The sequence below is a fragment of the Novosphingobium gossypii genome, from assembly GCF_050433305.1.
GTDB classification, from domain to species: Bacteria; Pseudomonadota; Alphaproteobacteria; order Sphingomonadales; family Sphingomonadaceae; genus Novosphingobium; species Novosphingobium gossypii.
Genome location: NZ_JBNPXM010000008.1, coordinates 49,911 through 70,919, shown reverse-complemented (window position 1 = coordinate 70,919; position 21,009 = coordinate 49,911). Strand labels below are relative to the sequence as shown.

Genomic DNA, 21,009 nt, shown 5'->3' with positions numbered 1-21,009 from the left:
TCGCCCCTTCGCACCGGGTTCAGCCAGGTACGAATTGGCCCTTGCCGGACCATACCCGCATCGGTTCTTCGTTCTGGCGGGCTTCGCGCAGGCGGTCGTCCCGCTGACGGTCGAAGATGAGCGAACCGGTTGCGCGTGCAAACCTGCTGCGACGGAACGGGATTTCGGCGCCGATTGTCATGATCTCTCTCCTTTGGAGAGGAAACGCGAAAGGGCGCGGTTTGGTTCCTGGCGTCAGCGGGTTCCGACCCCGCGCGCGAACTGGCCCTGAAGATTGGCGAGCGTCTGCGCGGGAATCGGAGGAAGCGTGGCGGCGGGTTTGCCTTTTCGCAAGGCGGCGCGATCCTTTTCCGGTGGCTCCACCACGCGGACGCGGACGGCGGCCTTGCCCTTGGCCCGGATGCCCAGCAGTTCGGCCGCGCCTTTCGACAGATCGATGATGCGGGCGCTTTCGCCAAAAGGGCCGCGGTCGTTGATGCGGACGACGATCCGCCGCCCGGTATCGAGAGATGTCACCTCGACGTACGCGGGGAGGGGCAGGGTAGTGTGCGCGCCAGTGATCCAGTTTGGACGGAACCGTTCCCCGTTGGCGACGCGGTTGCCGCTTTCAGAGCCGTACCACGTCGCATAGCCCAGTACGTCATAGCCCGGCTGGGCGGCGGGAGTGTAAGTCGTGCCGCGCACCTTGTAAGGCGGACCGATGCGGACGGGCACGTCGCTGACGGGCCGGTATCCGCCACTGCCGCCACACGCCGACAGGACGGAGGCAAGGGCCATGGTCAGCAGGAGGCGCGGTATGCTTGGCATAACCGCAGGACTAGCGCCGTGCGATACGACGCCCAACCCCGGCAATCAGCCTGTCCACAAGGACGCTTCTATCGCCGGTCGCAACGATCGTAATAGCCCGCCCGGCAAGCGGCCACATCGTCCTGCCAGTCCCTTACGGCTCGATCGTAGCGGCGGCGCTGTTCGGCATAGTCGGCGTGCATGTCGGCGTAATCTGCGTCATTGTCGGACGCTTGCGACCGCGCGGCGCGCGCTTCAGCGGCGGCGCGCCAGCCTCGGGCATAACCGGCATCGCGGCGTTGCACGTATTCAAGCTGCTCGCGGTTGAGGCGGCGGATGGTCGCCCGGTCGCGCGCGATGGCCTCCGGCGTCATGGTCGGATCGCGCGGATCGTCTGCCAGAAGCGGCGCGCTCCATGCGCAGGAAACGGCTGCGACGACGCAGAACTTACGTGAAACCCTCATGCTTGTGCATTCCCCCGGGGCGCAATTGCCGTCAGCCCGATCCGCGCTCTGTGCGCCGATCGGGCAGGGGATGCAATTTCAATGCGATGAGCGGTGCGACGGGCCGAGTGCCGCCGCTACGTGGTCAGCTGCCGCTGGCGGGAACGGGCGGCTCGGCAGGGCACTTGACCGCGTTGCCCTTCCAGCATGCGGGGTTGCGCACTTCCCACTGCTTCCGCTCGGCGCGATAGGTATCCACCGCGAGGTCGTGCTGTTGCAATGTGCGCTCGTAAACGGAGGCGTTGTGTTCGGCTTCCAGTTCGTTGCCGACAAGCTGCGCGTCATAGCGTTGTGCCCGCGCGACGTTGTCAGCGGCCTGCTGGCGGGCGCGATCGGCCTGCTCGGCATTCAACATGCGGCGGGCCGCTTCAGGGTCACCGGCTTCGGGCATGGAAGATATTGCCTGCGCATCCTGCGGCGCAGCTGACAAGGCCGGTGCAGCCGGGGCCAGGACGGCAAGGGCAAGGATGCAGGGAATGCGGCGCATGAACTGTCTCCTTCTGGTTTGGAAAGGAAACCCGCATGGCCGCTGCGTCGTTGCGCCGCCGGTCCCGCCCGCGCCCCGGCCTGCCGCTAGAGAAGCGACAGCTGACCATCGCGGGCGCGCGGAACGTCGGCTTCGTGGCGTTCCAGCGCTGACAGGGTCAGGCCCATCAGGCGGATCGGCTGGGGCAGGGGCAGCTGCTCTGCCAGCAGAGCATGGCCGATGGCGGCAAACTCGGCCTTGTCGGCGACGAAATGGTGCAGCGAACGGGCGCGGGTCAGCGTCTGGAAATCGGCGTAGCGCAGCTTCAGCGTCACTGTTCGGCCTCTCGCCTTCGATCCTTTGATGCGATCCCAGACGACATCGACAATATGGTCCATCGTTTCGCGTAAAGCTGCCGGATCTTCGATGTTCTCGAAGAAAGTGCGTTCGCCGCCCACCGACTTTCGCGGCCTGTCGGCGCGCACCTGCCGCAGATCCACCCCCCGCGCCGCGCGGAACAGGTATTCGGCAAAGCTGCCGAAATGAGCGCGCAGAAAAGCAAGGTCGCGGGTGGCAAGGTCAGCCCCGGTTTCGATGCCTAGCCGTGCCATCTTCTCGGCACCGCGCGGACCGACGCCGTGGAAACGCCGCACCGGCAGCGCTGCCACGAACTGCGCGCCTTCGCCGGGACGGATCACGCATAAACCGTCGGGCTTATTCTGGTCGCTGGCGAGCTTGGCGAGGAACTTGTTGTACGATACCCCAGCGCTGGCGGTGAGCTGTGTGTCGGTCTTGATCCGGCGGCGGATTTCCTGTGCAATCCGCGTGGCGGAACCGATGCCCTTGAGGTCCGCGGTGACATCCAGATAGGCCTCGTCGAGCGACAACGGTTCGACATGCGGCGTGTAATCCAGGAAGATGGCGCGGATCTGGCGGCTGACCTCGCGGTAGACATCGAATCGTGGCTTGCGGAATACCAGATCGGGGCACAGCCGTACCGCGCGGGCCGACGGCATCGCCGATCGCACGCCGAAGCGCCGCGCCTCGTAGCTGGCGGCAGCGACCACGCCCCGACCCGAGGAGCCGCCCACCGCCACAGGCAGACCCTTCAACGAAGGATCGTCGCGCTGTTCGACGCTGGCGTAGAAGGCGTCCATGTCGACGTGGATGATCTTGCGCAGGCCGTCGGCCTCCTGCTCCTCCCCGTGTCCGTCCTGCCTGGCCATCAGCCTGATATAGGGCAAGGTATGGCGGATGCACCATGGTTGCATGACGGGGAGAGAGCGGATTTAGCTGGCAAACCCTTGCCAAGTGCGTCATTCGCCGGGGCATGACCTCCCCCGAGTCCCGCACATCCAAGTTCCCGATGGGAGAACTCGAATTCGTCGTGATGATGGCATCGTTCCAGGCGCTTCAGGCACTGGCGATCGATGTCATGCTTCCCGCACTGGGCGCGATCAGCCGCGACCTGCAGCTTACCGATCCTAACCAGCGGCAGCTGATCGTCGGCGTGTTCCTGATCTGCTCGGGGCTGGGCTCGCTGTTTCCGGGCGCACTGGCAGACAGGTTCGGGCGGCGGCCCGTCGTCCTGACGGCGATCACCACTTACGTGCTGCTTTCGGTGGTCTGCGCGGTTTCGGCCAGCTTCGAACTTCTGCTGATCGCGCGCGGGGTGATGGGGTTCGTGACGTCGGCGATGATCGTCATGCCGATGACGATCCTGCGCGACCGCTTCGACGGCGACCGCATGGCCCGCAGCCAGTCGCTGATCGCGATGACTTTCATGGTCGTGCCGATGGTGGCGCCGATGGTGGGCCAGACGGTGCTGCTGTTCGCGGGATGGCGGTGGATCTTTGGCATCATGGGCGTCCTGGCGACGCTGGTGTTCGGCTGGGCGTGGTTGCGACTGCCCGAGACCCTGCATCAGGAATATCGCCAGCCGGTGCAGCTGGGCGTCATCGCGCGCAACATGGGGCTGGCGCTGCGCGAACGTGCGGCGATCGGCTATTTCCTCGGCGCCGCTTTCGTGCAGGGCGCGCTGTTCGGCTACATCAACAGCGCGCAGCAGCTGGTGGGCGAGCACTTCCGCGCGGGGACGTGGTTCCCGGTGATCTTCGGCTGCATGGCGCTGGTCATGGCCTGCACCAACTTCGCCAATGCCCGCATCGTCGAACGGTTCGGGGCGCGGCGCGTGTCGCATGCAGCCTTGCTGGGCTATATCGGGCTGGGCGCCATCCACCTGATACTGGCGATCCGGGGCGAGGATATCTGGACGTTCCTGCCGTTGATGACGCTGTCGATGTGCATGTTGAGCTTCATCGGGGCGAACTTCCAGTCGATCTCGCTGCAGCCCTTCGCGCGGATCGCGGGGGCGGCGGCATCGGTGATGGCGTTCGTGCGGATGGTGCTGGGCGCGGTGCTCGGCTCGGTGATCGGTCAGGCTTATGACGGAACGGCGCGCCCGATCATGGCGGCCATGGTGATCTGCGGGCTGATCGCGCTGGTGCTGGTGCTCTATTCCGAACGGGGGCGCCTGTTCCGTCGCCTCAACCCGCCGGGGTTCTATCGCAACGCACCCCCGCCGGTGGGCCACTGAAGGCTACCGGCGGGGAGCGCTACGCGGGGAACTATACCCTGCGACCGCGGAACAGCTGCACCAGACCGACGACGATGGCGATCACCAGCAGGACGTGGATAAGCGCGCTGGAAACATGAAAGACGACGAATCCCAGCAGCCACAGAACGATCAGAATCGCGGCGATGGTGAATAGCATGGACGTTGCTCCCGAAATGTCAGTGGGGAAGTAACGCGGGGATTCGTGGAATTGTTTCCAGACTGTTTCGGCGGTTCTTTGTAAAAATCCGTCAGCGCCCCATCGCCGCCAGTTCGCGACGTGACGGGACCGGCTTTTCGGCCAGCGGCGCAGACCGCTGTGCGTCAATGAAGGCGCCGGCGATGAATGCCAGCTTGCGCGCCGTGCTGACCCGCGCGCGATGGTCCCAGGCATGGGCGCCCAGCCGTTCCACTTCGCTGGCGATGCCGCCATAGATCCCGGCGGCGGACAGGACCGCCCAGCGCTGCCGGAACGCCAGCCTGCCGGCGCCGACGCGGGCGGAAGCCTCGTACCCGCGGGCCATGGCGCAGGCGCGCGCGATCAGCGGCACCAGAGCGTGGCGGTAATGCGGCTTGGTGACTTCGCCGGGCGGAATGTCCGCCTCTGCCAGCCATTCGACCGGCAGGTAGCAGCGACCGTTGGCGTCGTCTTCCCACACGTCGCGCACGATGTTGGCCAGCTGGAACGCCAGGCCCAGGTCGCAGGCGCGGTCCAGCGTGTCCTCGTCGTCGGCGGGTACGCCCATGACGGCGGCCATCATCACACCGACTGCCCCGGCGACGTGATAGCAGTAGCGCAGCATGTCGGCTTCGCTGCGAGGGCGCCATTCGGCGGCATCCAGCGCGAAGCCTGCCAGCACGTCCTCCACCATGGCGGGCGTGACCGGCGTCTCGCGCATCAGCACGCCCAGCGCATCGAAGGCGGGCGATCCGGTGGCTTCCCCTGCGATCGCCAGTTCGGTCAGCGTGCGGATCGTGGCAAGGCGCGAGTCCGGGTCCAGCCCGCCGGGGATGGAGGCGCCGCCGTGGTCCTGCTCGTCCGCGATGTCGTCGCAGGCCCGGCACCATGCGTAAAGCAGCCAGACCCGTTCCCGCGTGGTCCGGTCGAACAGGCGGCTGGCGGCGGCAAAGCTCTTCGACCCGCGCCGGATCGATTTATGCGCCGCAAGGACCAGGGCCGGGCGATCAAACGGCATGACGCGCTCCGGCCACGATCGTCACAGCGTGTTCGGGTCCATGTTGACGATCGGCACGATCGGCTGGTGCGCGCGCATACGGTCCAGCAGCGGGTCCAGCTCGGTTTCGGCCAGCAGGATGCCCTGATGGGCGGCGCGGACGAAGCCGACTTCGGCCATGTGGCGGTTGAAAGCCAGCAGGCCGTCGTAGAAGCCGAAGCTGTTGAGGACGCCGACGGGCTTGTCGTGATAGCCCAGCTGCGCCCAGCTGACCGCTTCCCACAGTTCGTCCATCGTGCCGACGCCGCCGGGCAGGACCAGGAACCCGTCCGACAGCTCGGTGAACTTGGCCTTGCGTTCGTGCATGGTCTTCACGATGGTCAGTTCGCAGTCGTAGTTGGCGACTTCGCCGCCTTTGCCGCCCGCGCCGGTCAATGCTTCGGGGATGACGCCGATGCACTCGCCGCCCGCGGCCAGCGCCGCGCCTGCCACCGCGCCCATCAGGCCCAGACGTCCGCCGCCATAGACGACGCCGATGCCCTGCCGGGCCAGCGCGGTGCCGACGTCCGCTGCCAGCTGGACATAGCGGGGATCGGCGGGCGTGGCGGAACCGCAATAGACGGCGAGGCGCTTCATTTCAGTCGACTACCTTGACGTTGACCAGCGCGCCGTCCGGAAGATCGCGCGTCTGGCGGGCGATTTCGCCCGTGATGTGGATGAGGCGGACCAGATCGACCCGCACCAGATTTTCGTGGGCATAATCCCCGGCGACCAGCGCCTCGGGGGTGAGGCTGTAGACCTCGCCCATCGCAGGTGGCCCTAGCCGCATTGTCGCTGCATCGACAAGAGCGTCGGCGCGCCAGATCGCCTTCGTTTCGTCGCGCGCCATGTGGGCCTGCGCCTCCGCTTCGGTGCCGAGGCGGGTGACTTCGCCCAGATCGGGATCGACGTAGTGGAAGGCGCCTGCATCATCGACGACCAGCATGTGGCCCATCAGGCTATGCGCGACGACCTGCGCGAACCGTACGCCGCTCCAGCTCCACGCCGCGTTGAGCGCGTGGACCTGCCGACCCTCTTCAAGCGTGCTCACCGCAGGTCTTCCAGCATCAGCTTGGCGGTGGCCTTGGCGCTGCCGACGACGCCGGGGATGCCCGCGCCCGGATGCGTGCCGGCGCCGACAAGGTAGAGGTTCTTCAGCTTGTCGTCGCGGTTGTGCCCGCGGAAGAACGCGCTCTGCGTCAGGATCGGCTCAAGGCTGAAGGCATTGCCCTGCCACGCGCCAAGGTCCGCCTCGAAATCGGGCGGCGCATAGTGGAAGCGGGTGACGATGCGGTCCTCGATGTCGGGGATCAGGCGCCGGCCCACTTCGGCGATGACGCGCCGTTCCAGTTCCGGCCCGACTTCCGCCCAGTCGATCGGCAGCTTGCCCATGTGGGCGACGGGCACCAGCGCATAGAACGTGCTCTTGCCCGGCGGCGCCATCGAGGGGTCGGTGACGGTCGGATGGTGCAGATAGATCGAGAAGTCGCGCGGCAGCACGCCATGCTCGAAGATGTCGTCCAGCAGGCCCTTGTAGCGCGGGCCGAACAGGATGGTGTGGTGCGGAATGCCCGGCCAGGTGCCTTCCAGCCCGAAGTGCACCACGAACAGGCTGGGCGAAAAGCGCTTCTTCGCCAAGGACTTTGCCATCTGTTCACCGCGCGGCGTATCGCCCAGCAGGGTGGCGTAGGTGTGCATGAGATCGCCATTGGAGGCGACCGCGTCGAACCGTTCGCGCCAGCCGCTGGCGCATTCCACTTCGGTCACCTGATCGCCGATGGTGTGGACGCGGGCCACCTTGTCGCCCACCCGCAGCGTTCCGCCCAGCCTTTCGAACAGGTTGGCCATGCCCTGCGCCAGCTTGTTGGTGCCGCCTTTGGTCCACCAGACGCCGCCGTCCTTTTCCAGCTTGTGGATCAGGGCGTAGATCGAGCTGGTCTTCATCGGGTTGCCGCCGACCAGCAGCGTGTGGAACGACAGCGCCTGGCGCAGGTGCTCGTCCTTCACATAGTGCGAGACCATTGAATAGACCGAGCGCCACGCCTGGTAGCGGGCCAGCGCGGGGGCGGCCTTGACCATGCTGGAAAAGTCGAGGAACGCTTCGTGCCCCAGCTTGACGTAACCTTCTTGCCAGACCCCGGCGGCGTAGCGCTCGAACTCCTCGTAGCCGGACAGGTCGTTGGGGGCGACGCGGGCGATCTCGCGGCGCAGCTCTCCCTCGTCGTTCGAATAGTCGAACGTCACGCCGTCAGTCCAGTTGAGGCGGTAGAACGGCATGACCGGCATCAGCGAAACGTCGTCGGCGATGTCGTTACCGGACAGCTTCCACAGTTCGCGAAGGCAGTCCGGGTCGGTCACCACGGTGGGTCCGGCGTCGAAGGTGAAGCCTTCGCGCTGCCACGAATAGGCGCGGCCGCCCACCTTGTCGCGCGCTTCGACCAGCGTGGTGGCGATGCCGGCGCTCTGCAGGCGGATGGCAAGGGAAAGGCCGCCGAACCCGGCGCCGATGATGCAGACCCGCTTCATCGCTTCATGCCTCCGATGGCGCCAAGGTCTGCCAGCGGTCGCCCACCGCCGGTCAGGCTGGCCAGCGCCGCGCCCACCGGAACCGGCGGCCTGCCTGCCAGAACCCGCGCCATGTCGAGCGCGGTGGAGCGCCCGGCATAGAACCGCTCTATCAGTGCTTCGGGAAGGGTGTAGAACCGTGCCAGCATGCGCCAGCGCTCAGGCCCGTCGGCGGCGCCGAACAGCATACGGCTCAACATGCGATAGAAGCGCGCGTGGCGCCAGTGGTGTGCGGCCGTGTCATGACTGACCCTCAATAGGGCGTCCCCGGAGAGATTGTCGAGGGTGGTCAGGTCCAGAGCGAATCTAACCGCATCGGGAATCGAGTAAGACGTTAGCGGATGGCACAGCGCCGCACGGGTTCCGGCGCGGGGCAGGGCGGGGCCTTCACGCCAGAACGCAGCGAAATCGCCCGCTGCGATGACCGGAAGGACGCCGGTTTCCTCGTACAGGACACTCTCCACCTGCCAGCCCGCAGCGGCGGCATAGTTGGCGATCCGGTCGCGCAGGAGCGGCAGGTCGATGTCCGGGGTGTCCGAGTAATAGGTGTCCTCGACGAAGACCTCGGTGTCGGAAAACGGAAGGCAATAGACGAAGCGGTAGCCGTCCAGCTGCGCCACCGTGGCGTCCATCACCACCGGGCGGGTCAGCTCGTGCGGGGCAGACAGGCGCAGCATCCGGCCGACGAACTTCTGCCAGCCGCCCATCATGTGCGGCAGGCCGGCGTTGCCGCGTGCGTCGATCACCGCGCCGGCAGTGAAGCGTCGACCGTCGGCCAGAGTGACGCAGGTGAGGTCCGCCTGCACCACATCCGCACCGCAGATCACGCAGTCGGGCGGAAGCGCGGCGCGCACGGCGGCGTCCAGCTTTTCGCCGGTGGCGCTGCGGTAGGGCGTCGACAGGTCGCGGCTCATGCCGGGGAACCGCACTTCGTACCCGTCCCAGCGCGCCGCCACTATGGGCGCCACCAGTTCCTCGCCCCCGACGGGCAGGTCGCTGGCGAAGAACGACCAGACGTGGTGGCCGCCCAACCGCTCGCCCCGCTCGAACACGCCGATCCTCAGCGAAGGGCGCCGTGCCGCGAAGGCGAGGGCGATCAACCCGCCGGCTAAGCCGCCGCCGAGTATCGCCAGGTCGAAATGGATCGTATTGCCGGGTTTTTGGTCCATCGTGGCGCTGTTTAGGGTCTGCGAACGATTGCTGCAACTTGGCAGGCCTCATGGTTTACTCCATGTTCGTGACGATGACAGGGCAACTCACGATTTGTGACGCCACATCGGGGGATGTGGCCGCAATAACCGCGATTTACGCGCACTATGTGCTGGAAAGCAGCGCAACCTTCGAAACCGACCCGCCCGACGAGGTGGAGGTGGAGCGGCGCATGCGCGAGCAGTTGGCGCAGGGCTATCCCTTCCTTGTAATGCGGGATGATTTGGACGGGCGCGTGCTCGGCTATGGCTTTGCGCAGCGTTACGGGCCGCGCATCGGCTATCGCTACAGCGTGGAGACGACGATCTACGTCAGCTGCGACAGCCTGAACCGAGGCATCGGCAGCGCGCTGCTGCAGGGTTTGGTGGCAGAGTGCGAAAGGCGCGGGTTCCGGCAGGCCTTTGCCGTCATCGCGGCATCGGAACCGGCCTCGGTGGTGCTCCACGCCCGCGCCGGCTTCCTGCCCGTGGGCACGCTGACGGCGGCAGGGTGGAAGCATGGCCAGTGGATCGACGTCTTCCTGATGCAGCGCAGCCTGGGGGAAGGGAGCGAGACCCTGCCTGAAAGCCGGTTCGCATCCTGACCGCGAAGAGCCGTCTGTGGCCGCACCGCCGGGCCGTGATGCTGGCAATCGGGCTCGGCGCGGCTCTTCTGCTCGTCGAGCTTGCAATGGGTCGCCCGCCGATCTGCCCCTGCGGTATCGTCCGGTTCTGGGCGGGGGACGTGCAGTCGGACCAGAACAGCCAGCAGGTGGCGGACTGGTACAGCTTCAGCCACGTCATCCACGGTCTGATCTTCTACGGTCTTGCGCACCTACTCTGGCGTCATACGCCGCTGCGGCGCGTGGTGTCGGCACAATGTGCGCTGCCATTGGCCGTAGCAGTCGAGGGCGGCTGGGAGCTTCTGGAAAACTCACCCCTGATCATCGAACGCTATCGGGCGGTGACGATCAGCTACGGCTACAGCGGGGACAGCATCCTCAATTCCATCAGCGACGTGGGCTGGATGGCTGTGGGGTTCCTTGCCGCCGCCCGCATTCCCGCCAGGGTCAGCGTGGCGCTTGCCCTGCTTTTCGAGGCGGTCACGCTGTTTGCCATCCGTGACAACCTGACGCTCAATGTCCTGATGCTCGTCCACCCGATCGATTCGATTCGAGAATGGCAGGGCGCCGGTTGAATGGTCCTGCAACAAGGGCAGGCAACCGTGCGCGCAAAAAAGCGTTGGTCCCCCAAATACATTCAGGGGACTACCATGCGTTCACGTCTGCTTTTCCAGATTGCCGCTTCCGGTTCGGTGCTGTTTTCGATGCCCGCGATCGCCCAGGGTGCCACCGAGCAAAGCGTTCTCGACGGTGACAACCTGACCGTCGGCGTGGGCGCGGTCTACGTGCCAAGCTATCGCGGTTCGGACGATTATGTGCTGTCGCCTGTGCCGCTGGTGCGCGGTCGTTTTAAGGGCGTGGACATCAATCCGCGCGTGGCGGGCGTGGCGCTGGACTTCATCCCCGACAACAAGGAATCAGGCATCGGCTTCTCGCTTGGTCCGGTGGCGACGGTATCGTTCAACCGCGCGCGCCGGGTCAGGGACGAAGTGGTACGCGCCGCGGGCAAGCTCGATCCGGCCATCGAAGTCGGCGTGACGGCGGGTGTAACCAAGTACCGCGTGTTGCACGATTACGATTCGCTTACGGTGTCCGCCGACGTGAAGTGGGACGTCAACGGTGCGTACAAGGGCATGATCTGGTCGCCGGCAGTCAGCTACATGACCCCGCTCAGTCCGGCCTTGGTCACCACCGTGGTGGTCAGCGCGCGGCATGTCGACGACGATTTCGCACGCTATTACTACTCGGTCACTCCGGGGCAGAGCATTGCCAGCGGCCTCCCTGTCTATGGGGCGAAGGGCGGCTGGGACAGCGTCAACACCTCGGTCCTGATGGCCTACGACCTGTCGGGCGATCTGCGTGACGGCGGGTTCTCGGTGTTCGGCGTCGCCAACTATTCGCGCATGCTGAACGACGGCAAGCGCACGCCGTTCACTTCCATACGCGGTGACGCGAACCAGTGGGTGGTCGGCGCAGGCATCGCCTACACGTTCTAGGGCAGCGCTTCCTAAGCCAAGGCTTCGGCGATCCGGCGGCGAAGATCGGGCAGCACTTCGGCCTCGAACCAGGGGTGCTTCGCCATGAACATACGGCTGCGCCAAGCAGGGTGCGGCAGGGGAAACAGCCCCGGCGGCATCGCCCGCCACTGGCGCATCGTGTCCACCAGCGTGTCCCCGGCATGATCGGGCAGGTAGCGCCTCTGGGCGTGCCGCCCGATCAGCAGCGTCAGCCGCAGATCGGGCAGTTCCGCCAGCATCCGGTTATGCCAGCGCGGTGCGCATTCGGGGCGCGGCGGCTTGTCTCCGCCGCTGGCCCGGCCCGGATAGCAGAAGCCGGTTGGCATATGGGCAATCAGGTCGGCATCGTGGAAGACGTCGCGCTCCAGCGCCAGCCAGCCGCGCAGGCGGTCGCCGCTGTCGTCTTCCCACACCACGCCGCCGGACTGTCCCCGGCTGCTGGGAGCCTGTCCAATGATCAGCAGCCGGGCAGAACGGCGCGCGGCGACCAGCGGGCGGGGGGTGAAGCCCAGCGCCTTTTCGCACACGCGGCAGGCGCGGATTTCCGTCAGCAGATCATCGAGGGTATCGCTCATCCCCTGTCAGATGGCGTCGACCCCCAGGCAGTGCAAGTTCGCGCCACCCCCCTCTGCTCATCAGCCGGTTGCAAGCGATAGCTCGACGACGGGCCCCGGCGCTGCGGGGCGGCGTTCGCGGGTACGACCATCCGCACCTATGCCCGGCAGGAAGAACAGCAGCGCCATACCGGCACCCAGCGTGACGATGATCGCGATCGACGCCTGGTCGTAAGAACCGGTCGCGCCATAGCTCAGGTCCATCGCGGCGGGGGTCAGTCCCTGTGCCAGGATCACCGCCGCATAGAGCACCGAATTGATCGACCCGAAGTGCTTCAGCCCGAAATAGCGTGAGCAAAAGTAGGACAGCGCCCCATACTCCGCGCCCATGCCGACGCCCAGCATCACGCCCGCCGCCGTCATGGCCATGCTGCCGTTGCCGAATTGGAGGAGCGCCAGCCCGCCCATCGCCGCCGCGTACATCGGCACCACCAGCAGTGGCGTGCGCAGCCGGTCGAGCATCGCCCCGGTCGCCACCTGCCACACGGCAGTGACGAGGGCGAACGTGGCGACCACGCCGGTCGCCTGCCCCAGCCCGAAACCCCGATCCGTCATCATCGGCACGACATGGGTGAACACCGCTGTCATGCCGCCCGCCCCGCTCGCCACGGCGATCAGCAGCAGCCAGAAGCGCGCGGTACCGGCGGCTTCGCGCAGGGTCATTCCCTCGAACTCCCGTTCCGGCTCGTCCCTCCTGCGTGAGACGTGGCCAGGGGTATCGTGAAGCCATGCCAGCATCACCGGCAGCCCCACCAGCAGCACGATCCCGCCGATCACCGCATACGTCGCCCGCCAGCCGACCAGTGGCAGCAGCACGCCCGCGATCACCGGCATCATCGTCGCGCCCACGCCGTTGCCGACCCCGGCGGTGATCCCCAGCATCAGCCCGCGCCGCTCGTCGAACCAGTTCGACACGACCTTGGCGATCATGGGCGAGGCGCAGAAGGCGCCAGCCAGCCCGATCAGCCCGAACTGGAGGTAGAACAGCGAAGGGCCGGTCAGCGCCAGACTGGCGACCAGCACCGCCAGCACCACGTTGCCGCCGATGATCAGCGGTCGCGCGCCGAAGCGGTCCATCGTGCGCCCGATCAGCGGGTAGCTCGTCGCCGCCACTACCGCGATCAGGCCCAGCACGCCCGACACCGCTGCGCGCGACCACCCCAGATCCTGCGACAGCGGCACGAGGAACGTCCCAAAGGTCGCCATCACAGCGGCGGTGACACACACGAGGTTTCCGGACGTTGCAGCGATAACAAGTCGCGTGGACGCGCCCGTAGCGGCTGGCGGCATGAAGCAGTCTCCTGTTCCCATGCCCTGAGTAGATCCCTGCCCGGCGCAGATCCCAAGCGTTTATGGCAGGGCTGCAACTATTCCTTCGCGCCGCGTCAAGTCTGCCCACTTGCGCCGATGCGCGCCCGGCACGACTTTGCACACAGCGCCTTTGCCGGGCCAAAACCGCTTCGCGATCAACAGGGACGATTTGTCAGAATGAATGCTCAGACGGCTCAGATCACAGCCTCTTCCACCCGGATGCCGACATTCTTCATCCCGCATGGTGGCGGCCCCTGCTTCTTCATGGACTGGTCTGTGATGGGCGGCCCGGCCGACACATGGGACCGGACCGAGGCGTGGCTGCGCGCTCTGGTATCGACGCTGCCGGAAAGGCCGAAGGGCATCGTCGTCATCTCGGGCCACTGGGAGGAGCCGGCTTTCACTGCCTCCACCGCCGACGAGCCGGGGATGATCTACGATTATTACGGCTTCCCACCGCATACCTACGAACTGAAGTACCCCGCGCCCGGATCACCCCGGCTGGCCGAACGGGTGGTGGAACTGCTGAGCGCGGCGGGCTTGCCCGCGCGCACTGATCCGTCGCGCGGGTTCGACCATGGCGTCTTCGTGCCTTTCCTGCTGATCGATCCCGACGCGACGATCCCGGTGGTCCCGCTGTCGCTCAAGGCGGATCTTGACCCGGCAGAGCACATCGCTGCGGGCAGGGCGCTGGCCGCGCTGCGCGACGAAGGCGTGCTGATCGTGGGATCGGGCATGAGCTATCACAATATGCGCGGCTTCCGCACCCCGGCGGCGACGCGCCCGTCGGCAGTGTTCGACCAGTGGCTGACCGACGCCGTCGAGGCGGAACCCGCCACGCGCGAGGCGCAGCTGTCGAACTGGGACGAGGCCCCTGCAGGCCGCCTCTCCCATCCGCGCGAGGAGCATCTATTGCCGCTGATGGTGGCGGCGGGCGCGGGTGGCGACTCCGCAGGCAGCAGGGTGTTCGGCGACAACGTGATGATGGCGGACATTTCGGCCTACCGCTTCGGGTGAACGGTGCTTGCCGCTTACCGGCAAGCCTGTAAGGGTGACCTCGTGAACTGAGCACGAGGGAGTTGAAGCCGGTGTCCGAAGCAAACGCCCATTCCCCTTCCGAACAGTCCGTGCGGGCCAAGTCGGCCCGCCCGACGGAGGACAGCGTCCGCACGCGCATGGCCGAGGCCGGGATCACCCCTTCGGACGATGGCGTGGCGGGCGTGCTGTCCAACCTGATCGTGCTACAGGACCATGTCGCCACGCTGCGCGCCTTCGCGCTCGACCCGCGCAGCGCCAGCGCCATGCGGTTCGAGGCGTGACGGTGGAGCATTCCCCCTCTGCTCCTCAGGCCGCCGCTTCTCAGGCCGCCCCCCAGGCTGCTATCGCCATTGCCGCGCAGGTCCGCAGCGGGCAGGTGAGCGCCGTCAGCCTCGCCACCCGCGCGCTTGACCGCGCAGAGGCGCTGGGCAGCGAACACAGCGGCTTCACTCGCCTGCTGAACCGCCGGGCGCTGGCCCGTGCGGCGGCAGTGGACAAGCTGGTGGAGGCAGGGCTGGACCCCGGCCCGCTGGCAGGCGTGCCGTTCGGCGCGGCGGACCTGTTCGACGTGGCGGGCGAAATCACCACCGCCGGATCGCGCACCCGGCGCGGCGCTGCCTTCGCCAGTCGCGATGCGCGGGCCATCGCTCTGCTCGAAGCGGCGGGGGCGGTGTTGATCGGCACCCAGAACATGGACGAATTCGGCTACGGCTTCGTCACCATGAACGCGGGTTACGGCACCACCCGCAACCCGCATGACCCCGCGCGCGTGGCGGGCGGCGCGGCGGGCGGATCGGCGGTCGCCGTCGCCACCGGTGTCGTGCCCGTCAGCCTGGCGTTCGACACCAACGGGTCGCTGCGCGTGCCCGCAGGCCTGACCGGCGTGATCGGCCTCAAGCCCACATATGGCGATCTCCCGCGGCAGGGGATGTATCCTTTCGTCGAAAGCCTCGACGTGGTGGGCATTCTGGGCCGCGATCTGGACGACGTCGCGCTAGTCCGCACGATCCTGCGCGAAGGGGCGCCCGAACGGCAGGAACCCCTGCGCGGCGAGATCGCGTTCGGTCGCCTGATGAGCTGGTTCGACGACAACATCGCGCAGGAGATGCGCGGGCCGCTCGATGCGTTCTGGAACCGGCTGGGCCGCATCAGCTTCGAGCTTCCCCTTTCCGAGATCGCACGCGCCGCCGCCTCGGTCATCATCGCCGCGGAAGGGGCCAGCCTGCATCGCCCGGCGCTGGAGGCGGACCCCGACCAGTTCGAGCCGCCGGTGCGCGACCGCCTGCTGGCGGGCCTGCTGCTGCCCAGCGACGATTATCTGGCGGCCCAGCGCTTTCGCAGCTGGATTCAGGCCCATCTGCGCCGCCAGTTCGAACTGGCCGACGTTCTGTTCACCCCTGCCGCGCCGGGCTTTGCGCCAACCATCGCCGATCCGGTGATAACGTTCGACGGCAAGCCCGTCCCGGCCCGCAGCCACCTCGGCATCTACACGCAGCCGATCAGCCTGATGGGCCTGCCTGCGCTGGTGCTGCCGCTGGCGGGCGACTTCGCGATGCCGCTGGGTATCCAGCTGATCGCCGCCGCCGGCCACGAACCGCTGCTGCTGCGCGCCGCCCGCCAGTTGATCGACAAGGGGCTGTGCGCGGTGCCGGCTGTGCCGAATGGAATCCCGTCGTCCCGGACTTGATCCGGGACCGCTGGCTGTCTTTAGGCGCGGGCTTGCAGGTGCGCAGTGACCTCGGCTGGTCATTGCCAGCGGTCCCGGATCAAGTCCGGGACGACGGCATGGTCAAAAAAACTGCCGCGCTGGCTCAAGCCCGTTTCACCCCGTAGGCTAGGGTGAACCCATGCAGGCAAATACCCTCATCACCGGTGCCACGCTGATCACGATGGACGCGCAGCGTCGCGTCATTCGGGACGGCGCGCTGGCCTTTGCCGGGGATGCCATCGTTGCCGTGGGCAAGGCCGCCGACCTCGCCGGGATCGAGGCCGGCAAGGTGATCGACGGCGGCGGGTTCCTGCTGACGCCCGGCTTCGTCAATGCCCACGTCCACATCACCGAGACGCTGATCCGTGGCTTCGTGCCCGGCGACCTGCCGTTCGACGACATTTTGGGCAAGTGGGTGATCCCGCTCTACAAGGGCCATTCCCCGGCGGAGCAGGCGGTGGCGGCGAAGCTGGCGATCGCGGCGATGCTGCGCACCGGCACCACCAGCTTCATAGAGGCGGGCACGATCATCGCCTTCGACGAAGTGATGGCCGCGATCGCGGGCACCGGCATCCGCGCGCGCGCCGGACGCTGGACCGAGGACCGCGCCTGGGATCCCGCCGCCGATGCGCAGGCGCTGACCCGCGACGCCTTCGCCGCGCTGGAGCGCGATCTGGCCGCCTACCCGCAGGACGGCCGCCGCATCGCTGCGTGGCCCATCCTGATCGGCCACATGACAGCCACCGATGCCTTGTGGCAGCGCACCGCCGATCTGGCGCGCCGTACCGGCACGCGGATTTCGGCGCATCTTAGCCCCGTCGGCGGCGATGCGGCATGGTATCTCGCGCAGACCGGCAAGCGCCCGGTGGCGCATTTCGCCGATCTTGGCGTGCTGGGGCCGCACCTCAACCTCGTTCACATGGTCCATGTCGATGCGGCAGAGGCGGACCTCGTCGCGCGAAGCGGCACCCATGTCACGCATTGCCCCGACGCGGCACTACGCAGCGGCTATGGCGTCACCCGCCACGGCCTGTTCCCGGAAATGGCGGCGGCGGGGGTGAACATCGCGCTGGGCACCGACGGGGCGGACAACCACGACATGATGCGCGTCCTGTCGCTGATGGCCTCGCTGTTCCGTGACGCGCGGGAGGACCGTTCGCTGTTCCCTGCGCACCGGGCGCTGGAGATGGCGACGCTGAACGGCGCGAAAGTCATGGGGCTGGAGGGCACCGTGGGGGCACTGGCGCCGGGCATGAAGGCCGACTTCGTGGCGCACGACATCCGCCGTCCCGAATGGGTGCCGCTGACCAATCCGGTGGAGCAGCTCGTCGCCTCTGCGGACGGGCGCGGGGTGCATTCGGTCTGGGTGGACGGGGTGCGCGTGGTCGCCAACCATCGCTGCACCCTGATCGACGAGGGGGCGCTGCAGGCCGAGGGGCAAGCGATGGCAGAGGCGATCCTTGCCCGCTCCGGCCTGCCGCTGGTCAGCGAATGGCCGATAATCTAGATGAGGGAACAGGCATGACGGACTATTCGGCGATCACGGTGACCCCGCTTACCCCCGGCATGGGCGGGGTGATCTCGGGCGTGGACCTGACCAGGCCGCTTTCCAACCTTGAGGTCGAGGAACTGCACCGCGCGCTGGAAGACAGGCTGGTGATCTTCTTTCGCGACCAGCCGATCGGGCACGAGGACCACAAGCGCTTCGCCAACTACTTTGGCGGCATCCACATCGCGCCCAGCACGAAGCCGTGGCAGGCGCCCGGCCATCCCGAGATCACGGTGATGCACGCCGACGGGGATTCCACCTTCGTTGCAGGCGAGCACTGGCATTCCGACATGAGCTGCGATCCGGAGCCGCCGCTGGGCTCGGTGCTCTACCTGCACACGGTGCCGCCTTATGGCGGGGACACCGCGTTCGCCAACATGTACGCCGCCTACGATGCGCTGTCGGACCGGATGAAGGCGCATCTTGAAGGGCTGACGGCGGTCCATGACGCGGTGCTCGGCTTTGGCGGCATCACGCCCGAGGGCATGGTCCTGCCGCGTTCCAGCCATCCGGTGATCCGCACGCATCCCACGTCGGGCCGCAAGGGCATCTACGTCAGCAAGAGCTACACCACGCGCATCGAAGGCATCCCGGAGGCCGAGAGCGAAGCGCTGCTGGCGTACCTGTTCGACCACATCAAGCAGCCGCTGTTCCAGTGCCGCTTCTCATGGGCGCCGCACTCGATCGCTTTCTGGGACAACCGCTGCACGCAGCATTCGGCGATCTGGGACTATTTCCCGCAGGTACGATCGGGCTACCGCGTGCAGATCCTGGGCGACGCGCCGTTCTGAAAGGCACGGCGCTCTGGCCGGGTCAGCACGCCACCACGTTAATGGCAAGGCCGCCCTGGCTGGTTTCCTTGTACTTGCTCGACATGTCCATGCCGGTCTGGCGCATCGTCTCGATCACCTGATCGAGCGAGACGCGCGGGGTTTCGCCCGAATGGAGCGCCAGCTTGGCCGCGTTCACGGCCTTGACTGCGGCGATGGCGTTGCGTTCGATGCAAGGGATCTGCACCAGCCCGCCCACCGGATCGCAGGTGAGGCCAAGGTTGTGCTCCATGCCTATCTCCGCCGCTGCGCAGACCTGCTCGGGCGTGCCGCCCCAGACCGCCGCCAGCCCCGCCGCCGCCATCGAACAGGCGACGCCCACTTCGCCCTGGCAACCCATTTCCGCGCCCGAGATGGAGGCGCGCTGCTTGTAGAGCAGGCCGATCCCGGCGGCAGTCAGCAGGTATCGCCGTGCCTTGACCGGGACCGCGCTGTTGCCGTCGCTGCAATACTGGCGCAGCAGCGAGGGGATGATGCCCGCCGCCCCGTTGGTGGGTGCGGTGACCACGCGGCCACCGCTGGCGTTCTCCTCGTTCACCGCCATGGCATAGAGGTTCAGCCAGTCCATCAGCGTCTCGGCCTGGTTGTCCTGCGGGCGGGCGATCAGGTTCTGGTGGATCGCCCGCGCGCGCCGCCGCACCTTGAGCGCGCCGGGCAGCAGACCTTCACGCGAAAGGCCCCGGTCGATGCACTGGTTCATCGCGGCGGCGATGGTGTCGAGGCCCGCCAGCGTCTCCGCTTCGGGTCGGCGGGCGGCTTCGTTGGCCAGCATCACCCCGGCGATGTCGAGGCCGCTGGCCGCGCATACTTCCAGAAGCTGCGCGCCGGAGCCGAACGGATGCGCCACCGGTGGGCCCAGCACCACCTGATCGTCGGCGGCGGGCTGTTCCAGCTGGTGGCGGCTGGAGAAGAACCCCCCGCCGGTCGAGAAATATTCGGCCCGCGCAATCACCGCGCCGTCCGCGTCTAAGGCGGTCAGCACCATGCCGTTGGGGTGAAGGTCGGGGATATGGTCGAAGTCCAGCACCAGATCGCGCGCGGGGTCGAAGGCGATGTGGTGCCGGCCCAGCAGCGCGATGCGCGACGTGGCGCGCACTTGCGCGGCAGCGGCATGGGCGGCCTCGGGATCGACGGTCTCGGGCGCAAGGCCGATCAGGCCCATCAGGCAGGCGTCAGGCGTGCCGTGCCCTTCGCCGGTCAGAGCCAGCGAGCCCTGCAGCTCTACCAGCACCCGCGCTACGGCGCTCAGCTGGCCCCCTTCCTCGATCCCCTGCAGGAACCGCGCGGCGATCCGCATGGGACCGACGGTATGCGAACTGGACGGGCCAAGGCCGATGCGGAAGAGATCGAGCGCGGAAATCATGGATTTCCCGTGCATACAGGGGATGGAGGAGCGATCAAGCGTTGTCGGTATGGCGGCGTTGTGCGTTGCCCTGTTCTGTCGGTTGAAGATGGCAAACGGACAGGGCTGCACGCGCCATCTTGGCTTGGTCGGGATGACGGCTTCATAGCCGCTTGGACAACCGGGCCCGCCGTTCTACAAGGCCGTATCCCTGCAATCGAGGCCCCACACCAATGCCGTTCCGGCGTTCCGACCTTGCCGATCTCAGCTATTTCCTGGCTATCGCGCGTCACCGCAATTTTCGCAAGGCAGCGACGGAGTTGGGTGTCAGCGCCTCTGCGCTCAGCCATTCGCTGCGGGGGCTGGAGGAGCGGCTCAAGGTGCGGCTGGTCAACCGCACCAATCGTTCGGTCACGCTGACGGCGGCCGGCGAAGATCTGCAGGCTGCCATTCGCGATCCCTTCGCGGCGATCCACGAGGCGGAAGACCTGCTGAACCTGCACCGCGATGCGCCCACCGGGCGGGTACGCCTCAACGTGCCTGACGAGGCGGCGATGCGGCTGCTGGCGCCGGTGCTGCCCCAGTTCGTGGCCCGCTATCCCGATGTGGAGCTGGACATCAGCGTCGACAATGCGATGGTGGACGTGATCGAGGCGGGGTTCGATGCCGGCATCCGCTATGGTGGCACCGTGCCCGAGGACATGATCGCCCAGCGCCTGTCGCCCGATTTCCGCTGGGTGGTGGCGGGCGCGCCGTCCTACCTGGAACGCCACGGCGTGCCGCAGCACCCGCAAGACCTGATGCACCACCAGTGCATCCGCCTGCGGCTGGGCAACGGGCGCATGTACAACTGGGACTTCGACCGGGGCGAGGAGACGCTGGCGCTGGCGGTGCCGGGCGGCGTAATCGTCGACAACGGCAGCGTCAGCCGGGCGCTGGCGCTGGACGGCATGGGCCTGATGTACGCGGCGGAACCGGCGATCGCATCGCTGCTGGCTGACGGTTCGCTGCGCGCAGTGCTGGAGGAATGGGCCTCGCCGGGGCCGGGGTTCTTTATCTATTATTCCAGCCGCCGCCAGGTGCCCCGCGGCCTGCGCCTGCTGATCGACCTGATCCGCGAGATGAAGCCGCTGGGGTAAGGC

24 protein-coding genes are annotated in these 21,009 nt (G+C 67.1%); 10 read left to right on the top strand and 14 right to left on the bottom strand.

What is annotated here, in order from left to right:
- Nucleotides 1-19 precede the first annotated feature (19 nt).
- From GGR40_RS15160 to dinB, 5 genes are all read right to left on the bottom strand, one after another.
- Nucleotides 20-181, bottom strand: coding sequence for a hypothetical protein (locus GGR40_RS15160; RefSeq protein ID WP_429277093.1), 162 nt, complete (start codon nucleotides 179-181; stop codon nucleotides 20-22).
- A gap of 53 nt (nucleotides 182-234) precedes the next feature.
- The gene (locus tag GGR40_RS15155) at nucleotides 235-777 is read right to left on the bottom strand and encodes a septal ring lytic transglycosylase RlpA family protein (RefSeq protein WP_429277092.1); all 543 of its coding nucleotides are present in this window, start codon (nucleotides 775-777) and stop codon (nucleotides 235-237) included.
- 98 nt (nucleotides 778-875) lie between these two features.
- On the bottom strand, nucleotides 876-1,250 hold the full coding sequence (locus GGR40_RS15150; protein WP_429277091.1) for a hypothetical protein: 375 nt from the start codon (nucleotides 1,248-1,250) through the stop codon (nucleotides 876-878).
- A gap of 124 nt (nucleotides 1,251-1,374) precedes the next feature.
- Complete coding sequence (locus GGR40_RS15145) at nucleotides 1,375-1,776, bottom strand: hypothetical protein (protein WP_429277090.1); 402 nt, start codon at nucleotides 1,774-1,776, stop codon at nucleotides 1,375-1,377.
- 86 nt (nucleotides 1,777-1,862) lie between these two features.
- Nucleotides 1,863-2,981, bottom strand: a complete 1,119-nt coding sequence (dinB, locus tag GGR40_RS15140) for a DNA polymerase IV (protein ID WP_429277089.1) — start codon at nucleotides 2,979-2,981, stop codon at nucleotides 1,863-1,865.
- Nucleotides 2,982-3,085: 104 nt separating this feature from the next.
- Here dinB and GGR40_RS15135 point away from each other — a divergent pair, with 104 nt between their 5' ends.
- Entirely contained in the window at nucleotides 3,086-4,351 is a 1,266-nt protein-coding gene (locus GGR40_RS15135; RefSeq protein WP_429277088.1) for a multidrug effflux MFS transporter, read from the top strand.
- 31 nt (nucleotides 4,352-4,382) lie between these two features.
- Here GGR40_RS15135 and GGR40_RS15130 read toward each other — a convergent pair whose 3' ends face one another.
- The 6 genes from GGR40_RS15130 to crtY form a co-directional block, all read right to left on the bottom strand.
- Complete coding sequence (locus GGR40_RS15130; RefSeq protein ID WP_008829807.1) at nucleotides 4,383-4,529, bottom strand: lmo0937 family membrane protein; 147 nt, start codon at nucleotides 4,527-4,529, stop codon at nucleotides 4,383-4,385.
- Between the two features lie 91 nt (nucleotides 4,530-4,620).
- Nucleotides 4,621-5,565, bottom strand: coding sequence for a phytoene/squalene synthase family protein (locus GGR40_RS15125; RefSeq protein WP_429277087.1), 945 nt, complete (start codon nucleotides 5,563-5,565; stop codon nucleotides 4,621-4,623).
- 21 nt (nucleotides 5,566-5,586) lie between these two features.
- The gene (locus GGR40_RS15120) at nucleotides 5,587-6,180 is read right to left on the bottom strand and encodes an LOG family protein (RefSeq protein WP_429277086.1); all 594 of its coding nucleotides are present in this window, start codon (nucleotides 6,178-6,180) and stop codon (nucleotides 5,587-5,589) included.
- A 1-nt stretch (nucleotide 6,181) separates the two neighbouring features.
- Nucleotides 6,182-6,634 (bottom strand): hypothetical protein, encoded by a 453-nt coding sequence (locus tag GGR40_RS15115; protein WP_429277085.1) that lies wholly within the window; start codon nucleotides 6,632-6,634, stop codon nucleotides 6,182-6,184.
- Complete coding sequence (locus tag GGR40_RS15110; RefSeq protein ID WP_429277084.1) at nucleotides 6,631-8,109, bottom strand: phytoene desaturase; 1,479 nt, start codon at nucleotides 8,107-8,109, stop codon at nucleotides 6,631-6,633. Before GGR40_RS15110 ends, GGR40_RS15115 begins: the two co-directional genes overlap by 4 nt.
- Nucleotides 8,106-9,317: a lycopene beta-cyclase CrtY gene (gene crtY, locus GGR40_RS15105; protein WP_429277083.1), complete on the bottom strand. Its 1,212-nt coding sequence runs from the start codon at nucleotides 9,315-9,317 to the stop codon at nucleotides 8,106-8,108. Before crtY ends, GGR40_RS15110 begins: the two co-directional genes overlap by 4 nt.
- A 50-nt stretch (nucleotides 9,318-9,367) precedes the next feature.
- Here crtY and GGR40_RS15100 point away from each other — a divergent pair, with 50 nt between their 5' ends.
- The 3 genes from GGR40_RS15100 (at nucleotide 9,368) to GGR40_RS15090 (ending at nucleotide 11,454) form a co-directional block, all read left to right on the top strand.
- On the top strand, nucleotides 9,368-9,940 hold the full coding sequence (locus GGR40_RS15100) for a GNAT family N-acetyltransferase (protein ID WP_429277082.1): 573 nt from the start codon (nucleotides 9,368-9,370) through the stop codon (nucleotides 9,938-9,940).
- A 38-nt stretch (nucleotides 9,941-9,978) separates the two neighbouring features.
- Nucleotides 9,979-10,533, top strand: a complete 555-nt coding sequence (locus tag GGR40_RS15095; protein WP_429277216.1) for a DUF2585 domain-containing protein — start codon at nucleotides 9,979-9,981, stop codon at nucleotides 10,531-10,533.
- Between the two features lie 75 nt (nucleotides 10,534-10,608).
- Nucleotides 10,609-11,454 (top strand): MipA/OmpV family protein, encoded by an 846-nt coding sequence (locus tag GGR40_RS15090; RefSeq protein WP_429277081.1) that lies wholly within the window; start codon nucleotides 10,609-10,611, stop codon nucleotides 11,452-11,454.
- 11 nt (nucleotides 11,455-11,465) lie between these two features.
- Here the strand turns inward: GGR40_RS15090 and GGR40_RS15085 are convergent, their stop codons facing one another.
- Nucleotides 11,466-12,050, bottom strand: a complete 585-nt coding sequence (locus tag GGR40_RS15085; protein ID WP_429277080.1) for a uracil-DNA glycosylase family protein — start codon at nucleotides 12,048-12,050, stop codon at nucleotides 11,466-11,468.
- 60 nt (nucleotides 12,051-12,110) lie between these two features.
- Nucleotides 12,111-13,379 carry an MFS transporter gene (locus GGR40_RS15080; RefSeq protein ID WP_429277079.1) on the bottom strand — a complete coding sequence of 423 codons (1,269 nt, stop codon included), beginning with the start codon at nucleotides 13,377-13,379 and terminating at the stop codon, nucleotides 12,111-12,113.
- A gap of 198 nt (nucleotides 13,380-13,577) precedes the next feature.
- On the opposite strand from GGR40_RS15080, the gene GGR40_RS15075 reads away from it, so the two are divergent.
- The 5 genes from GGR40_RS15075 (at nucleotide 13,578) to GGR40_RS15055 (ending at nucleotide 18,486) form a co-directional block, all read left to right on the top strand.
- Nucleotides 13,578-14,417 carry a DODA-type extradiol aromatic ring-opening family dioxygenase gene (locus GGR40_RS15075; protein ID WP_429277078.1) on the top strand — a complete coding sequence of 280 codons (840 nt, stop codon included), beginning with the start codon at nucleotides 13,578-13,580 and terminating at the stop codon, nucleotides 14,415-14,417.
- 71 nt (nucleotides 14,418-14,488) lie between these two features.
- Entirely contained in the window at nucleotides 14,489-14,719 is a 231-nt protein-coding gene (locus GGR40_RS15070) for a hypothetical protein (protein WP_429277077.1), read from the top strand.
- Between the two features lie 2 nt (nucleotides 14,720-14,721).
- On the top strand, nucleotides 14,722-16,125 hold the full coding sequence (locus tag GGR40_RS15065; protein ID WP_429277076.1) for an AtzE family amidohydrolase: 1,404 nt from the start codon (nucleotides 14,722-14,724) through the stop codon (nucleotides 16,123-16,125).
- 160 nt (nucleotides 16,126-16,285) lie between these two features.
- Nucleotides 16,286-17,653, top strand: coding sequence for an amidohydrolase family protein (locus GGR40_RS15060; RefSeq protein WP_429277075.1), 1,368 nt, complete (start codon nucleotides 16,286-16,288; stop codon nucleotides 17,651-17,653).
- On the top strand, nucleotides 17,638-18,486 hold the full coding sequence (locus GGR40_RS15055) for a TauD/TfdA dioxygenase family protein (protein ID WP_429277074.1): 849 nt from the start codon (nucleotides 17,638-17,640) through the stop codon (nucleotides 18,484-18,486). Before GGR40_RS15060 ends, GGR40_RS15055 begins: the two co-directional genes overlap by 16 nt.
- 22 nt (nucleotides 18,487-18,508) lie before the next feature.
- On the opposite strand, the gene GGR40_RS15050 is transcribed toward GGR40_RS15055, so the two are convergent.
- On the bottom strand, nucleotides 18,509-19,888 hold the full coding sequence (locus GGR40_RS15050; protein WP_429277073.1) for an L-serine ammonia-lyase: 1,380 nt from the start codon (nucleotides 19,886-19,888) through the stop codon (nucleotides 18,509-18,511).
- Between the two features lie 212 nt (nucleotides 19,889-20,100).
- On the opposite strand from GGR40_RS15050, the gene GGR40_RS15045 reads away from it, so the two are divergent.
- On the top strand, nucleotides 20,101-21,006 hold the full coding sequence (locus GGR40_RS15045; RefSeq protein WP_429277072.1) for a LysR family transcriptional regulator: 906 nt from the start codon (nucleotides 20,101-20,103) through the stop codon (nucleotides 21,004-21,006).
- Nucleotides 21,007-21,009: the final 3 nt, after the last annotated feature.

What these genes read in the sequence shown, in the direction of transcription:
- GGR40_RS15160 (WP_429277093.1), bottom strand. Translation starts at nt 181, where the DNA reads ATGACAATCGGCGCCGAAATCCCGTTCCGTCGCAGCAGGTTTGCACGC.
- GGR40_RS15155 (WP_429277092.1), bottom strand. Translation starts at nt 777, where the DNA reads ATGGCCCTTGCCTCCGTCCTGTCGGCGTGTGGCGGCAGTGGCGGATAC.
- GGR40_RS15150 (WP_429277091.1), bottom strand. Translation starts at nt 1,250, where the DNA reads ATGAGGGTTTCACGTAAGTTCTGCGTCGTCGCAGCCGTTTCCTGCGCA.
- GGR40_RS15145 (WP_429277090.1), bottom strand. Translation starts at nt 1,776, where the DNA reads ATGCGCCGCATTCCCTGCATCCTTGCCCTTGCCGTCCTGGCCCCGGCT.
- dinB (WP_429277089.1), bottom strand. Translation starts at nt 2,981, where the DNA reads ATGGCCAGGCAGGACGGACACGGGGAGGAGCAGGAGGCCGACGGCCTG.
- GGR40_RS15135 (WP_429277088.1), top strand. Translation starts at nt 3,086, where the DNA reads ATGACCTCCCCCGAGTCCCGCACATCCAAGTTCCCGATGGGAGAACTC.
- GGR40_RS15130 (WP_008829807.1), bottom strand. Translation starts at nt 4,529, where the DNA reads ATGCTATTCACCATCGCCGCGATTCTGATCGTTCTGTGGCTGCTGGGA.
- GGR40_RS15125 (WP_429277087.1), bottom strand. Translation starts at nt 5,565, where the DNA reads ATGCCGTTTGATCGCCCGGCCCTGGTCCTTGCGGCGCATAAATCGATC.
- GGR40_RS15120 (WP_429277086.1), bottom strand. Translation starts at nt 6,180, where the DNA reads ATGAAGCGCCTCGCCGTCTATTGCGGTTCCGCCACGCCCGCCGATCCC.
- GGR40_RS15110 (WP_429277084.1), bottom strand. Translation starts at nt 8,109, where the DNA reads ATGAAGCGGGTCTGCATCATCGGCGCCGGGTTCGGCGGCCTTTCCCTT.
- crtY (WP_429277083.1), bottom strand. Translation starts at nt 9,317, where the DNA reads ATGGACCAAAAACCCGGCAATACGATCCATTTCGACCTGGCGATACTC.
- GGR40_RS15100 (WP_429277082.1), top strand. Translation starts at nt 9,368, where the DNA reads ATGGTTTACTCCATGTTCGTGACGATGACAGGGCAACTCACGATTTGT.
- GGR40_RS15095 (WP_429277216.1), top strand. Translation starts at nt 9,979, where the DNA reads ATGCTGGCAATCGGGCTCGGCGCGGCTCTTCTGCTCGTCGAGCTTGCA.
- GGR40_RS15090 (WP_429277081.1), top strand. Translation starts at nt 10,609, where the DNA reads ATGCGTTCACGTCTGCTTTTCCAGATTGCCGCTTCCGGTTCGGTGCTG.
- GGR40_RS15085 (WP_429277080.1), bottom strand. Translation starts at nt 12,050, where the DNA reads ATGAGCGATACCCTCGATGATCTGCTGACGGAAATCCGCGCCTGCCGC.
- GGR40_RS15080 (WP_429277079.1), bottom strand. Translation starts at nt 13,379, where the DNA reads ATGCCGCCAGCCGCTACGGGCGCGTCCACGCGACTTGTTATCGCTGCA.
- GGR40_RS15075 (WP_429277078.1), top strand. Translation starts at nt 13,578, where the DNA reads ATGAATGCTCAGACGGCTCAGATCACAGCCTCTTCCACCCGGATGCCG.
- GGR40_RS15060 (WP_429277075.1), top strand. Translation starts at nt 16,286, where the DNA reads ATGCAGGCAAATACCCTCATCACCGGTGCCACGCTGATCACGATGGAC.
- GGR40_RS15055 (WP_429277074.1), top strand. Translation starts at nt 17,638, where the DNA reads ATGGCCGATAATCTAGATGAGGGAACAGGCATGACGGACTATTCGGCG.
- GGR40_RS15050 (WP_429277073.1), bottom strand. Translation starts at nt 19,888, where the DNA reads ATGATTTCCGCGCTCGATCTCTTCCGCATCGGCCTTGGCCCGTCCAGT.
- GGR40_RS15045 (WP_429277072.1), top strand. Translation starts at nt 20,101, where the DNA reads ATGCCGTTCCGGCGTTCCGACCTTGCCGATCTCAGCTATTTCCTGGCT.